The sequence below is a fragment of the Carboxylicivirga sp. M1479 genome (assembly GCF_007097485.1).
Taxonomy (GTDB): domain Bacteria; phylum Bacteroidota; class Bacteroidia; order Bacteroidales; family Marinilabiliaceae; genus Carboxylicivirga.
Genome location: NZ_VKDE01000010.1, coordinates 42523 through 58605 on the forward strand (window position 1 = coordinate 42523; position 16083 = coordinate 58605).

Consider the following 16083-nt stretch of genomic DNA (forward strand, 5'->3'; position numbering starts at 1 on the left):
AATAACCACGGGCGCATAAAGGTAGAAAAATAATAGAAAGTAGAAAGTGAGAATATCTTAGCTATTCGAATAGTAATATTCTAAAAGATGAACTCTTCTTTTATCAACTCAACCTACTAAATATAAAAACATTGATTATCAAAGTATAATAACAAAAAAATCAATGTTTTTATATTTTCTCATACCTTCTTAAAAATATACAGGCAAAACCTTTTTAGTCGGTAAAGATTTGATTCATTCTAATACTTTTAACCTTACCAAATTCACTCAACGATTTTATATCCACTTCATTCTTATTTCCAACGATAGCAATAGAAATTGGCAAACCTTTTACATTCTCATTATAAAAAGCAACAATATCATCAAATGACATTTCTTCATAAACGGGTTTATAAATCAACCCAGGATCCTCCTCATATCCCCGTTTTTGCCATTGCTCAATATTCTGACTTAAATACCTGAAAGATGGTTTCCCAGACCCTGATTTCTGTACCAAGTAATTTTTGATATTATCAATTCGTTCTGGCTTCAAAGGCATGTCATTTATTAGTTTCAAATATTCGTTCAGTGCATTTTTAGTATTATCTGATTGAGTTCCTATATATCCTACTAAAGCCGTTGGAGAACTTTGTATAGGCAAAGAAATGTAATTAGCATTTGCAGTGTAAGCGAACGATCTTAATTCACGTAGTTCTTGCGCTACAATACCATTAAAGCCACCACTAAAGTATTGATTAAACGCTTCGATATACGGCTCTTGCTTTAATTGATAATCGTTCGAACGAATATATAGGTATATGTCACTTTGAGATGCTTCTTTATTATGCACAAAATAAATCGTCTTATCTGCATGCTCAGAAAATGGTATAACATTAGGTGATGTAGACTTTTTTAAGTCGGAGGGGAATGCAAGACTCGATACTAAACGGCTTTTCAATTCATCAAACGGTGTTGTACCCACAAAATGCACACTGGTTTCGAACTGTGTTGCTTTTGTAAACTCTGCAGCCAAAGAACTTAAGGTAAATGCCTTTATTTCATCGGAAGACAAACGCTCCAGCATGGGTGAATTTTCACCATACAATAAGTAGTTTCTTAAAGCTTCAACCTGGCTATCCTTATCTTTCTTTTCAATGCTTCTGCTGCCAATTGTCCCTCCAATTAATCGACTCATCTGCTTTTCATCCAACTCAGGTATTATGTATAGTTTGGATAACAAACGACAAGCATCTTCAAGATTATTCTCATCCCCAGTTAGTATTACATAGGTATAGTTTGCATCATTATAGAAGCGATAAACACAACCTAGACTACTGAACTCTTTTTTAATTTGATGAGCTTCAAATTGTGCCATGACGCCTGCTGAATTCATTAATGATGAGGCTAAGCCAATTGCCGGTATATCGCGACTTCCTGCACCAAACTTAATGGTCATACTAAAAACATCATTTGCTTTATTTGGCGTATAAAACAGCTTCACCCCTGGTGCCAAATCCGAGGTCTTAATGTCATTTTGAAAATCAACAAATGAAGATTTCACCTCATTTAATGGAATGTTCTTAAAGCTTTGAGCAAATACCGAACTTTTGCCTGTTGCGGGTACAATTGGTTCTAGCTTAGGCTTTTTTATTACCTCTCCTTTCGCTGGGCTTCCTTCCATACTATAAAAAGCAAGATAATCATCACCTAAATATTTTTTCGCCACCCTAATCACATCCTCTTTTGAAATAGACTTAACCTTTTCTGGGTAGTCAAGAAATTCATTAATTGATTTATTATTAACAAAAGCCTTACTGCATATCAGACCGATAATTTGTGGTGACTCAAGAGCTAGTTTATACTCATTGATCTGATTAGTTTTAACAGCATTTAATAACCAGTCACTTACATTGCCATCGATCATTTTATTTAATTCTTTCTCAATAATCTTATGGATGACATTTACCGATGTAAACTTATAGGTATTTAAATCGAATGTAGGAACGGCTGAAATATTAATACTTCCTCCATATTTTCGAGTATCTGCACCCACATTAACATACTGAATATCGCCATCTAATACATACTTATCAAGCACACCCGTTTGATTGTTATTTGAAAGAATTTCACAAAGCAAGTCTAGGGCAACTTCGTCCTCATCTCCAACTTTTATGCCTTCATATATCCAAAAAGCTTGAGGGAAAGGGGTCATTCTCACATTCTTCTTCACCTTGCCATCAAAACTTTTTTGTTGATAAACCTTGTCTTGAGGCACTTCTTTTGTCTGCCATGTACCAAAACTTTTTTCAATCAATGGCTTTACAGCTTCAATATCAATATCACCTGAAAGGACTAATGCCATATTACCAGGCACATATTGGGTATTATAAAAATCGATCACATCTTTTAAAGATGGGTTTTTCAAATGATCAGTGTAGCCAATTATACTTCTTCCATAAGGATGTTCTTCGCCATAAACCGCTGCACTCAATTCGTCCATTAAGGCCGAAAAAGGATCATCAGCGTACATATTCTTTTCTTCATAAACATTTTCTAATTCCGCTTGAAACCCTCTAAAAACAGGATTTTGAAACCTTGCAGAGTATAGCTCCAACCATCTCTCTACATTGTAAGATGGAAAAGAATTATAATAAGATGTTTGATCATAACCCGTTCCAGCATTCAAGCCCGTACCCCCAATACTCTGCACCAGATTACTGAATTCATTATTTATTGTATACTCGCCTGCTTTTAATGATAGTTCATTTATTTCTTTTGAAATCTCTTTTTTTCGTTCCGGCTCTTCAGATTCTCTCATCTCTTCAAATAATGAGATTATCTGATTATAAAATACTTTTTCAGCCTCCCAATTGGTAGTACCCAATTCTTCAGTTCCTTTAAACAGCACATGCTCTAAATAATGTGCTAAACCTGTTGATTGGATTGGTTCGTGGTATGAACCAGCTTTCACCGTAACACTTCCAAAAACGTTAGTCGCTTCAGGATCTTCATACAAAATAACAGTTAATTCGTTATCTAGTTTATAATGCTCCAGCTTTCCGGGTAGTTCTTCAGCTCTATTAATAATTGGCATACATAAAAGTACTATCAGCCAATAGAAGGTTAGTTCTTTTTGTCTCATAAAATTAAGTTTAGGTGGTAAAAATGTTTAAACAATAAAAGTACCTCTACTAGAACACTAGTAGCTTGAATCACATAATAAAAGCCCGAACTCGCGCTCGGGCTTATCGCAAATATTGTTACTCAGTTCGTATTATGGTAGTGTTAATATTTCATTATAGATACCAAACGAGCCTAAATCTGGCACGTAATGAAGTAAGTCCATATCTAAATTCTTCCCATCAACAGAGCCTTCTCCTGAAACGTAAATATCTCCATAATCACCATGAATCCATGCACGCTGTCCGCTAACTTCTATTTCATCACCATCAACAAACACTTCAACCATATAACCATCTCCGTAAAAGTCGGCTTTATAGATTGCTTGGGTATCCCCCACTAATCCTTCAACATCAACCTCCCAAGAACCACCAAATATTTCAGAAGTAAAAGTACCTTTACCTAAAGGTGTAAATACTCTCTTTTTGGTTACTTTAAGTTCAGAGTTGCTATTAAAAACAAGTGCATTTTCACCAACTAAAGTTAGTTTAATTGTGTAGGTTTTAAAAGGATCTAATGCTGATAAGTCAGAAACTGATATCTCAACTGCTGTTTCCATTACGCCTTGTTCAAAAACAAAGTCACTATTTACTAATTGAAACAGGCCATTGTCTTCCTCTGCCAATTCCATCTCCACAGAAATGGTCGTTCCTGCATCTTCTTTTAAATAACGTGCAATAGGGCATTCAACCACTAGGTTCCCGTCGCTAACTTCTAAGCCTTCTATTACTTTTTCGGGAAAATAAACATTATCTAAATCAGCTCCAGGAATAACCGGCCCTTTGTTTTCTTGGTCACAAGCACTCAGCGCTACCAAAAACATGACTGCATATATATATATTCTTCTCATATGTTTTCTTTTAAAAGGTTATTCAATAAATGCTACCAAGGGTTTTGATCCATATCCTGATCCATTGCCTCATTTCCATCAAACTCAGCCTGAGGAATAGACATTACCCAATCAGGGCACATTGGATCTAAGGTACCGATACCACTTATTAAGTTCGAATGATTCGAACCCGTAAAATCACGTGTAAAACCAGTTTTAGTTCTCTTAATATCATAAATACGAGGATGCTCACCCCATAATTCAATCCTCTTTTGTAAGAAAACTTCATCTAATAAAGTAACACTACCAACCGAAGGGGTTGTTGGGCCATTATCATCATTTGTTGTTAAAGTATTTGCATCACTTAAACTACTAATGTCGTAACCAGCGATACGCTCGTCCATTAAATCAGCTAACAACTGACGCGCCTCTCCATAGTTAGTCAACATACAAGCTGCCTCAGCCATAATCAACATCATTTCTTCGTGACGCATAAAAACATAATCACCAGCACCTGTGGATTGATTCTTAAACTGGAATTTAAACTGATTGTAACTTAGCTGCGTTCCTGTAGGTTGTTCATCCTCTGAAGGAATAGCTCCATTCCACCAATCCTTGCGAATGTCGTTATCATCAACTTGTTCATAAAGCCAATTACTTACACACACTCTCGATTTAAATGCATAATAATCTGAAGCACTCGCATCCATGTGACCAAACAGTCCGGCACGTCCAGCACCAGGAACCTGATCGTCGATCACTTCGAATCCCCACAACACTGACTTATTAGAAATATCATTAAAAGCATAGCCACCTTTAATATCTGCTTCTGAAATCATGACAGTATTTCCAGTCAAAGCTTCTTTTGCTGCATCATAAGCATCTTGCCAACGCTGCTGCTCAATCATTATCTGAGCTTTTATACCATTAGCTGTATAGTAATCGATATTAGAAATATGAACTTTTTCAGCTGCTTTATCGGGATTAAGACGTACAATAGCACTATCAATATCCGCATTTACTTGATCATAAACTTCTGCTAAAGTACCTCTTCCTTTACCTTCTGTATCAATGGTTGTTGGTTCGGTATATATTGGCACACCAGGTAAACTTTCGTTACCAACATAAGTTTGCTGATAGAATCTGGCTAAATTAAAGTAACAGAAAGCACGTAAAGCAAAAGCTTGCCCCATCAATGAGTTCACCTTTGTTGGTGCACCTGATAAAGTTTCTTTCGATGCCAATATTGAATTTGCATTTGTTATCAAGGTATAATAAAAATTCCATGTTGAATATGGGCGACCTGAAGTATGCGTATAATCTGACTTCACCTGATATTTATAATCGTAGTAAAACCAACCACTACCTTGTTCGTTCTGCACCATATCTTCGGCCATTAATCCGCCACAATGCATTAAGGCAACATGACCAAATTGCTCATGTTCCCATCCTCCACCCCAGCCGGTTTGGTACATGGCTCTATATAGTCCATTAATGGTACTCATTGCTTTATCCACATCTGAAAAAAGCTCTGGACCTGAAGCCTGATCCGTCGGAAATGTATCCAAGTTGTCTTCACATCCAATGAAAGAAGCAACAAGAAAAACTGCTATTAAAAATTTATATAATTTCATAATTTGGGCTATTTTAGAATTTTACATCAAGTCCAATAAGTGTAGTTTTCACCGGCGCATACACAAAGTCTGTTGAGCCAGAGAAGTTGTATTGAGGATCCATTCCATCAAGATGTGAGAATAACGCCAGGTTATCCATTGTAAGATAAATACGTACTTTTTCCAGTCCGATACTTGCTCCAATGTTCTTAGGAAGTGTATATCCTACAGTTATATTCTTAATTGCGAAATATGAAGCATCAATCAAATCAGCGTTCGTTTGTGCTCTATCGAACCCTGTTCCATTTTCAATTCTTGGAACATCAGTAATATCTCCTGGTTGTCTCCAAGCTCTCGAAATGTTTTTATGATAGTTTGCTCCAACGTAAGTCGGATTCATCAAACCACGGTATACGCCATCAAATACCTCTCCACCTACTGAAAAAGTTGTTAAGAATGAGGCATCGAAATTGGTGAAAATTTTAAAATCACTTCCAAACGAACCATAAAAATCAGGTATACGACTTCCCATTATCTTACGAGAATTAACAGCCTCATTTTTACTATCCGAAACTGAATACACCATATTTCCGTCGGCATCTTCTTCAAAAACATGATAAAGCTGAGCTCCAGTTGTAGGATCAACACCTGCACTCTCTGACAACCAGAAAGAGTTGATTTCTTCACCTACTTTATTAATACGGGTACCGGAAATAATCTGATCTTTCTCACCGTCAAGCTTTAAAATCTCATTATGAACGGTAGATAGGTTCACATTAGCAAACCATTCAAAGTTAGTTGACTTAATAATATCAACTGTTGTACTAAATTCGAAACCTCTGTTGAGCATCTCACCAACGTTATCCCAATAACTTGCAAAACCAGTTGAAAGTGGCATTGGTTTCTGCATTAACATGTCAATCGTTTTACGATTATAATATTCTAAAGAGAAGTTGGCTCTATTAAAAATACGTGCCTCTACTCCTATATTAAAGTTCAGATTCTCTTCCCACTTAATATTTTCATTACCCAGTGATGCCAATCGGGCACCTCCAAGTGTTGAGTTAGGAACGTCAAGATTATACAATGACTGCCACGCATAAAAGTTATTAGTTGTTGTTGTACTGATGTTGTCGTTTCCTTGCAATCCATAACTCGCTTTTAATTTCAAGTTATCAATCCATGAAACACCATCCATAAAACTTTCTTCTGATACACGCCATGACGCACCAACCGACCAGAAATTACCCCAGCGATTGTCTTTATGGAAACGTGACGATGCATCAGCACGGAAACTAGCACTGAAATAATAACGATCCATAAAATCATAGGTTAAGTTCGTGAAGTATGACTCAATAGCATAGTTATCTTCAAACGATGTCAAATCAACAGTAGTCGTTCCTGGAGCCAATTCAACAATTCCAGGGAAAGGAAAGCCAGTTTTCGTACCTGTCATATAATTATACTTATAGGCATAATTTTCATGACCTAACAGTACATTTAATTTACTCTGACCAAACTCTTTTTCATATCGAACTAACTGATTCCAGGTATAAGCAAAGGTTCTAGAGGTTACTTTATTTAATCTACCATTGGAGCTAACATAGTTTCCAAAGTCCGGATTATAATAACTGAATTGATTTCTTGTTACGTAATCAAACCCAAGGTTGGTTACTACACTTAAGCCTTTTACTGCCTTAGCAATACCATCACCAAGTAAATCAATATGGAAACGTCCGGAAACATTATCATACTTAACTTTACTTTCATCTTCATATAGGGTTGCTACTGAGTTAAAATTTGGCTGAGCACCACTAGGGCGGTTAATACCATAGTCGAACTGTTTGTCTCCAGTTTCTGATAACACAAGACTTCCATCTCTATCGCGCACATAAACGGGATAAATCGGAGCCATAAACTGAGCCGAATACCAAACATTTGAAGTAGAAGAACCTGTTGAAGCTAAATAATCCGTGTTCGTTTGTGCGAAGTTAATACTACCGCCATACTTAAACCACTCCTTAGCATCTACCTCAGCACCAACACGACCTGAGAAACGTTCAAAATTTGTATTCTTCAATAAGCCTTCTTCGCTTAAATATGCAAACGACGAAAACATTCTAGTTTTCTCAGTACCTCCATTAACAAGAATTTGATACTCCTGACGAACGGCATTTTCATTGGTTACTTCGTCTAACCAGTCACTTTCGAATGCACGTGTGGCATTTGGATTTACCAGTCCGGTTGCTGGATCAATGAGTTCACCTACTGGCATGCTATAAAAGTTATACTGCTCGTCAACTCCAAAGATTCCTGTACTACTTCCCATTTCATCAACGGCCATTTGACCTGCTAGCGATGGATCAACACCATCCTGATAGATGAATTGATTTTTGTAACCATGGTAAACAGCTTCAATGTACTCATCAGAATTCAATGTTTCATAAGGTTTCACAGCTCTATTGGCAAAACCATGTGATACTTTAAGCTCAACTGATGTTTTACCTTTTTTACCTTTTTTGGTAGTTATTAAAACAACACCGTTAGCACCTCGAGAACCATATAAAGCACCAGCAGAGGCATCTTTCAATACAGTTACTGACTCAATATCACTATTGCTAATAGCATTAAGGTTACCATCATACGGAACACCATCAACAACATACAGCGGATCATTACTTGAGTTAATAGAGCCGAACCCGCGAATTCGAATAGAAGCACCAGAACCTGGCTGACCAGATCCGGAAGTAGTTTGAACACCAGCAATTTGGCCATCAATAGCTTTAGTGACATTTGCCGCTACACGTTTTTCTAATTTTTCGGCAGCAACAACTTCAGCTGATCCTGTAAATGATTCCTTTTTAGCTGTACCGTAGGCAACAACCATAACTTCACCTACATCAACAGCATCACTTTGCATCGCAGCATCAATATTCGTTTGCCCTGTGTAGGCCACTTCTTGCGAGGTCATACCTACAAATGAGAATACGATAATGCTAGCATCATTGGGAACTGATAGGTTATAGGTACCATCGGGTGTGGTAACGGTACCAATTGTAGTTCCTTTTACAAAAACTGAAACGCCTGGTATTGGATTACCATCAGAAGCGTCAGTCACAGTACCGGTTAAATTCGTGGTTTGAGCAAAAGTTTGCCAACCAAGCATAACCATAAGCGAAAGTGCAAATAGTACTTTCTTCATAGACTAAAGGTTTAAAAATTAATAATTGTGATAATTGTTAGTTTCAAACCAAATGTAACAATACTTTCTATTTTTTCATATTTTTTAACACTATTCCGACAGACTTTTACTTATTTATGTTCAAATATTGAAAAATTTCAAGGCAAAAGGCACCTTTTCATGTGTATCATGCTTTTAAATCACACATTTACTTGGCTTTTTATATTACTTATAATTGCAGCCCAATAAATAGGTGTGTAATTTTTAACATTCTACTATTACCCACAAATAGATAATAAACTCTAACAATTAATTTGGAAGCAATGAAATAATAGGTAAGAGAGGGAGATTAACGAAACTTGAAACCAACAAGGATCGTATTTAAGTCGTATATAAGCCAATTACTCTTTACGTATTAACTCAAATTATTATTTGGACGCATGTACTGAACAAGATTACAAAAGATAAAATCGCATCAGAATAAGCAACATACTATAAAAAGATTTATAAAATAAAAAAGCTCGACTAAATAGCCGAGCTTTAAAATAATATGAATACCAGAATTAATACTTATTCTGGTCGTCTTCTGTTAAGTTTGGATTCGCATCAATTTCCATTTGTGGAATCTTCCAAACCCACTTTGGATTATCTGATGGTCTATCCTGCTTAAAACCATTCTGGTAAAGCACTGAAGAAGCACCAGAACCTGTTTGGTCAAGAGGATCATTCCAACGAATATGATCGTGGAAACTAAAGCCTTCACCCCATAACTCTACGTGACGTTGGAATTTCACTTCAGCCATTAAGGCATCTTGTGTACCAAAAACAGAAACATCGTAACTTGGATTTCTTTCAGTACCTAATACAGCTAAAGCTGCCTGAGCCTCAGTAACCATGTTCAACATTGCATATGCTTCTGCCTCGATAAGGTACATTTCTGAAGCACGCATAAAAATCACATCATCCGGATCAATTGTTCCACCATTTGCATTTAAGAACTTCACTGACATATACGGGTGAGTGTGGTGACCTGATGTCATGCGATACTCTGTTTGAATTGCAGCCTTTGCAGCTTTAAATTCCGCATCAGTATCATAATTAGGATCAGTCTCATAACTTCCACCCCAGCCATTAGATGCATTTTTATTACTATTAGGAGCAGTAGGCAACCACAACTTTGTTCTGTAGTCAGTAGCTGGTAATGCATCGTAAATAGCATTATTAATCATCTTAGGATTACCTCTATTCTGGCTACCGTTAAAATTGGTACCTAGGTAATAAAAGTAAGCTGCATAGTAATTCGTTTCTGAATCAATTACATGACCACCCCAAATTACTTCCGGTAAGTTATATGAATTAAACCCACTTAAATAATCAGCCTCATTCATTAAAGAATAACCCTTGCGAGCTTCAGCAGCTGCACTTGCAGCTACAGCCCAATCACCTTTTGATAAAGCAATACGTGCTTTTATACCATAAGCCGCATTTTGTGAGATATGCGAATTATTATTTGGAGCAGTAGCATCAGCTAAATATGAAATAGACATGTCGATGTCTTTTTCAATCTGGTCGTAAATTGCTTGAACTGACGAACGTCCTTCACTAGTGTAAGGAGCCTCAGTTGTAAACAATAACGGCACACCAGGCTCTGTGCTAGGGTCTGCGCTTATCAAATAACCTTTTGCATACGTCATTACCAATTGGTGGTATGCCCAAGCTCTATAAGCATGCGCTTGACCTAAAATATTAGACATAAAAGCATCCACTGGCATTTGAGCCTCTTCCACCTTGTTAATGATAGAGTTAGCACTTGCAATAAAGTGGTAACGCTGGTACCAAACATTACGAGGTGTTGTATAAGTGGCACTAATGTGTGTTTGCCATTGTAAATCAGAACGCATCCAACCATTACCTGGTGAAGAGTGAATAACATTACCTCCCATAGCATCATATGATGGTAAGAAGTGACTCTGACCAGTTCTTGACCAAGAAGCTCCTTCAAGAGGTGACTGAGAATACATCTGACGATGTAAGCCATTAAGGATCAGCATCATGTTATCCGGAGATGACAATGCTGCTTCTGCAGATATTGAATCCGTTGGAGTTGTCTCAAGGAAGTCTTTCGAACAACCTGAAAATATGACCAACACAGCAATTAAAGCTAAAAATATATTTCGTTTCATATTTATCTATTTTTACAATTTAATTCTTAGAATGAAACATTAACACCCATAGAGATCACTCTTGCAGGATTATAATCGTATCCATCAGGTGTACCAGCTAAGTTGTACTGAGGATTTAATCCTTTACGTGCACTTGAAAGGAATAAATTTTCACCAGTTACGAACACTTTCAAATGACCAATACCAGCATTTTTAACAAATGCTTGTCTGAAAGTATATGATAAGTTTACATTCTTTAATGCGATGTAAGAAGCATCCGTTAAATAACGTGTTGACATTGTTTGATTAATTAACGAATTACCATTCTCCATTCTTGGAACATCGGTAATATCACCTGGATTTTTCCAAGCTCTTGCCATATCAGGGTGTAAAGATTCACCATATTCACCTTCGTGCATCATGTTGGCATATCCGTAATCAAGAATTTCTCCTCCTACACCATAAGTAAACATGAAGTCTAATGCGAAGCCTTTATAACTCATACTATTACGTATAGAACCAAAAAAGTCAGGCTGTGAAGTAGCTCCGGTATATCCTTTACCTGCATCATTGTAATCTTCAACAGTTACATATTCACCAGTAGTTTCATCAACTTCTCTTTCAAAATTTCCAGTTGGCAAACCTTCTTCAGTTTCAGTTTCTACCCAATTATAATACAATGGCATACCGTTGTCAGGATTAACACCTGCATAATCGTAAATAAAATACTCGTAACGGTTACGACCTTCGGCCCAACGTTTAGAACCTGTAACAACAGGATCAGGTATCTCTGTAATTTCAGCATTAAGCGTGGACACCTGTAAATATAGATCCCAGTTAAAATCAGATGTACGGAAAATAGTACCCGTAAGTCCTAATTCCAATCCTGAATTAACCATTGTTGCAATGTTAGCAGGCTTCTCACTTAAACCATTTGATAATGGAATTGGTACATTGTACAACAAGTCAGAAGATGTTTTATTCCAATATTCAATAGAACCATCAATTCTTCTGTCGAGAACTGCAAATTCTAAAGCGACGTCATACGATTCACTTGTTTCCCAAGTTAATTGCTCATTTCCTAAGTTCGACCAATAAATACCTGGCTCACCAGCGTTAGGATAAAGTGCATAACGCGGCTGAGAGATATAAAAATCACGATTTCCATCACCGTCTAATAATGCATCCTGACCTACTTGACCAAATGAAGCTCTTAATTTTAATTTATCAACCCAAGAAATGTTTTGAATAAACTGCTCTTGATCCATTCTCCAAGAACCACCAAGTGAAAAGAAGTTACCCCAACGAACATCAGATGAAAATACAGAAGAACCATCACGACGGAATGAACCACTTGCATAATACTTGTCGTTAAAGTTGTAGTTGGCACGAGCAAAGTAACCTTCAGTACGTTTATCTGAAGAATAGCCAGATAAATCAGATACTTTAGAGAAGTTATCAAATTCGTAGATACCTGTTGCTGTTTGCGTATTTTTCATTCCACCACTACCGGTGTAATGACGATCAAAACTCTCATGACCTAAAGTTATATCGAAGTTATGACCTGTTTCAAATCGCTTATTATACATTAATAATTGAGCAAAGTTCTCAGTTGTTCTTCGGTAACGATCCTCACTATAACGTCCGCCTGGAGCTCCATCACCCACAACGTTGTTCTCATATTCTTTATTAATATAATCCTGAACATCTAAACCATATGTCATTTTAGCTGTTAGACCATCCATAATAAAGAATTCTGCATAATATCTAGAGATAAGCGTATTACGCTTTGTGATATCACTATTCCAAAGAGTTTCAGCAACTGTATGACGACCGACTAAAGAAGGACGAGCAGCAATATCATAATCAGGATAACCTTCACCTAAGTCATATTGTTTCTTTCCTGCTTCATCCAAAATATAATCCCCCGTTGTTGGGTCTATTACATATACTGGATAAATAGAACCAATGCTTTTAGCGAAAAAGAATGGGTTAGCATAACTAGTACCCCTTGACTGAGGCCCTGATGTTTCACTCATTGCAGCATTTAAACTACCACCTAATTTCAACCATTTTTTTGGCTGGAAATTACCTTTCAGTAAAGTTGTTAAACGATCATATGCACTGTTAATTACATAACCTGTCTCATCCAAGTATGAGGTTGAGAAGTACACATCAGCCTTATCATTACCACCTGAGATATTAATAGAATACTGCTCACGCTTACCTTTTTGAGTAAGAGCATCGTACCAATCTAAGCCTTTAGCATTTACCTGTGCATTCGGATTTAGAACTCCGTTAACATCAACAATCTGATCATTAGGGACATTAAATGGATTGTAGGCCAAACGATCAGCAATTTTTAAAGATGCTTCCAAAGCAGGATCACCAGTAAACTCATCATCCTCAATCAAAGCTCTTTTGTATCCTTGGTACATTAATTCATAATACTGACCAGGATTAGCATAGTCGTAATTAGGTATCGCCTGAGAAATTACCCCATAATTAGCAGCTACATTTACTTTAATACCTCCATCTTTACTCTTACCGCCTTTGGTTGTTATTACCACAACACCGTTAGCAGCGCGCGAACCATAAAGCGCAGTAGAGTTAGCATCCTTTAGAATGGTCATCGATTGAATATCCTCAGGATTAATGTTATTTAATCCACCTTCATACTGCACACCATCAACAATAAACAAAGGATCGGTAGTACCATTAAGTGTTCCAACTCCACGAATAATAATATCTGGAGAAGAACCTGGCTGACCAGATGAAGACATCACCTGAACACCAGTAGCATTACCTTCAATCGCTTGAACGGCAGAAGTAACTGCTCTGGACTCTAAATCTTTGGCGCCTACAACAGATGCAGAACCCGTAAAGGCTTCTTTTGTTGTAGTACCATAAGCAACAACCATTACTTCACCTACATCAACAGCATCGCTTTGCATTGAAGCATTAATAGTTGTTTGCCCATTAAATGCAACTTCTTGAGATGTCATTCCTACGAATGAAAAAACAATTGTGGTTGCGTCATTAGGAACAGACAAATTGTAAGTACCGTCGGGAGTTGTAACTGTACCAATGGTTGTTCCTTTTACAAAAACTGAGACTCCAGGGATCGGACTACCATCCCCCGCATCAGTAACTGTTCCGGTTACATCTGTAGTTTGTGCAAAAGCCTGCACACCCATAATAACCAAAACCGAAAGTGCAAATAGTACTTTCTTCATAAACTAAAGGTTTTAAATTAATAATTACATGTTAATTGTTAGTTTCCGTGCCAAAAGTAACAATACTTCCTAATTTTTCATACTTTTTAACAGTCTTGTTGGTGACGCAAATCATGTTTTAAAGCAGTTGTAACAAACATTAACTTTCATTCGGCTTCCAATATCATTTCGTAACGTATTTGTACTCTTTCACTAACATTTAAACAACCATAATACCTCAATTGCCTATGGAGCGTTAATTTTTAATAAAAAAATTTAAAAAAATCACTTTTGATTAGTATCCTCCACGACTATTTCCACACTTTGTATAGCATAAATTCAATGAATGATGAACGAAATCAAGACTAGGCACATGCAACAAAAAAGGGCCACTCAATGAGCAGCCCTAAAAATCAATATTTCTATTGACTGGATTTAACACGAACTATTATGGATTTTGATCTTCTTCATTAATTTCACTATTCGCATCCAATTCGTTTTGCGGAATTTGATAAATAAAGCGATTGTCGTTTGCAGGCACTTGCTTTATTACTGTCGCATGATGATTTGTTGACTTTGTTCTATCCAAAGCTTCGCCGCGACGTATCATATCAAGAAATCGCTTGCCTTCACCCCAGCACTCAATTCGCTTCTGAAAATAAATTTCTTCTTGCAATGATCGTCCAGAAGTTGTTGCACTATATTCCGGATTACGTGTTTTCATAACCTCTTCCAATGCAAGCTTAGCACCAGCCTCGTTTTTATTAAGTAACATGGCCTCGGCTTTTAAGAAATACATTTCGGCAACTCTATAATATATATAGTCAGCTTCAAAACCACCAACATCGGCAAATTTTGAGCAAACTTTATACGTTACGCCTTCAACAACTTTATCCTGAAACCATTTTGAGCGCTCATCATTTTCATCAACACCATCGATCAATTCACTGGCAACTTCTTTATATTGAGACAAACCTCCAGCATATCCTGCGCCATAAGGGTTGATATGACTTGGGAATGAAGCATAGAAAGTACACGTTTCGGCGTTGATACGCGATCCCCATAACACTTCATTCATATCAACACTATTAAAACCATTGTGTACCTCTGAACCAGATAACAATGTACCGCCCTGCATGGCCAAGTCGCAATACTTCACAACCTCATCCCACTGATTCGGGTAATCATCAACAAAACTGATGACATTAGCCAAAATAGCTGCAACAGCATATTCGTTTAACTCTTCGGGTTTAGCTTTACCAGCGCCTTTTAGTAAATCATAGGCTGATGTTAAGTCGGCAATAATTAAGTCATACACATCAGCAACAGGCTGACGAGCAGCTAAGACTGCATCTTCGGTATAAATAGGTATACCAGCCGCATTCTTATCAATGCTATAAGGGTGCTGGTAACGATTAATCAAACCAAAGTAAGAATATCCGCGTGCTGCATAAGCCTGGCCTAAGATATTCTTGTGCTCATCGCTTAACTCAACCGTTTCTTCAGCTGGCTTTAACAATGTAATTGCATTATTTGCTCCTCGTATTAATTCGTAATAAAGCGCCCAACAACTACGTGGTCTTCTGTAAGCAGCAGCTCTGTTATCTAATCGATAATCAAAAACAAACCAACCATTATTATAAGCTATATCGTCGGTCATCATATCAGAACCAAGCTCCATGGCTTTCACACCAAAATCATCATGACTGGTTCTGTACTTAAACATATCGGTATAAATACCAGCCACGTTGGCTTTAGCAATTGACACAACGGCACCTGGGTCGGTCACCAACAAATCATCAATCTGCTCTTGAGAGGCTCTATCGGTTGGCTCGTGATTAAAAAATTCATCGGAGCATGCGGTAAACATACCCAGCAAACCAAGCATCAAGAATATATGTATTCTATGTAATTTCATTTTTGT

The 16083-nt window shown here is 37.1% G+C and carries 7 protein-coding genes; all 7 read right to left on the reverse strand.

Features of this window, described 5'->3' with window-relative positions:
* Nucleotides 1-214: 214 nt before the first annotated feature.
* Nucleotides 215-3121, reverse strand: a complete 2907-nt coding sequence (locus tag FNN09_RS07865) for a pitrilysin family protein (protein ID WP_143301242.1) — start codon at nucleotides 3119-3121, stop codon at nucleotides 215-217.
* 132 nt (nucleotides 3122-3253) lie between these two features.
* Nucleotides 3254-4009 (reverse strand): hypothetical protein, encoded by a 756-nt coding sequence (locus FNN09_RS07870; protein ID WP_143301244.1) that lies wholly within the window; start codon nucleotides 4007-4009, stop codon nucleotides 3254-3256.
* 32 nt (nucleotides 4010-4041) lie between these two features.
* Entirely contained in the window at nucleotides 4042-5622 is a 1581-nt protein-coding gene (locus tag FNN09_RS07875; RefSeq protein WP_143301246.1) for a RagB/SusD family nutrient uptake outer membrane protein, read from the reverse strand.
* Nucleotides 5623-5635: 13 nt separating this feature from the next.
* Complete coding sequence (locus FNN09_RS07880) at nucleotides 5636-8803, reverse strand: TonB-dependent receptor (protein WP_143301248.1); 3168 nt, start codon at nucleotides 8801-8803, stop codon at nucleotides 5636-5638.
* A 542-nt stretch (nucleotides 8804-9345) separates the two neighbouring features.
* Nucleotides 9346-10965, reverse strand: coding sequence for a RagB/SusD family nutrient uptake outer membrane protein (locus tag FNN09_RS07885; RefSeq protein WP_143301250.1), 1620 nt, complete (start codon nucleotides 10963-10965; stop codon nucleotides 9346-9348).
* 26 nt (nucleotides 10966-10991) lie between these two features.
* Nucleotides 10992-14180: a SusC/RagA family TonB-linked outer membrane protein gene (locus tag FNN09_RS07890; RefSeq protein ID WP_143301252.1), complete on the reverse strand. Its 3189-nt coding sequence runs from the start codon at nucleotides 14178-14180 to the stop codon at nucleotides 10992-10994.
* Nucleotides 14181-14607: 427 nt separating this feature from the next.
* Entirely contained in the window at nucleotides 14608-16077 is a 1470-nt protein-coding gene (locus tag FNN09_RS07895; RefSeq protein ID WP_221932450.1) for a RagB/SusD family nutrient uptake outer membrane protein, read from the reverse strand.
* Between the last annotated feature and the right edge of the window lie 6 nt (nucleotides 16078-16083).

Coding starts and splice junctions, on each gene's coding strand:
- FNN09_RS07865 (WP_143301242.1), bottom strand. CDS start 3,121: ATGAGACAAAAAGAACTAACCTTCTATTGGCTGATAGTACTTTTATGT.
- FNN09_RS07870 (WP_143301244.1), bottom strand. CDS start 4,009: ATGAGAAGAATATATATATATGCAGTCATGTTTTTGGTAGCGCTGAGT.
- FNN09_RS07875 (WP_143301246.1), bottom strand. CDS start 5,622: ATGAAATTATATAAATTTTTAATAGCAGTTTTTCTTGTTGCTTCTTTC.
- FNN09_RS07880 (WP_143301248.1), bottom strand. CDS start 8,803: ATGAAGAAAGTACTATTTGCACTTTCGCTTATGGTTATGCTTGGTTGG.
- FNN09_RS07885 (WP_143301250.1), bottom strand. CDS start 10,965: ATGAAACGAAATATATTTTTAGCTTTAATTGCTGTGTTGGTCATATTT.
- FNN09_RS07890 (WP_143301252.1), bottom strand. CDS start 14,180: ATGAAGAAAGTACTATTTGCACTTTCGGTTTTGGTTATTATGGGTGTG.
- FNN09_RS07895 (WP_221932450.1), bottom strand. CDS start 16,077: ATGAAATTACATAGAATACATATATTCTTGATGCTTGGTTTGCTGGGT.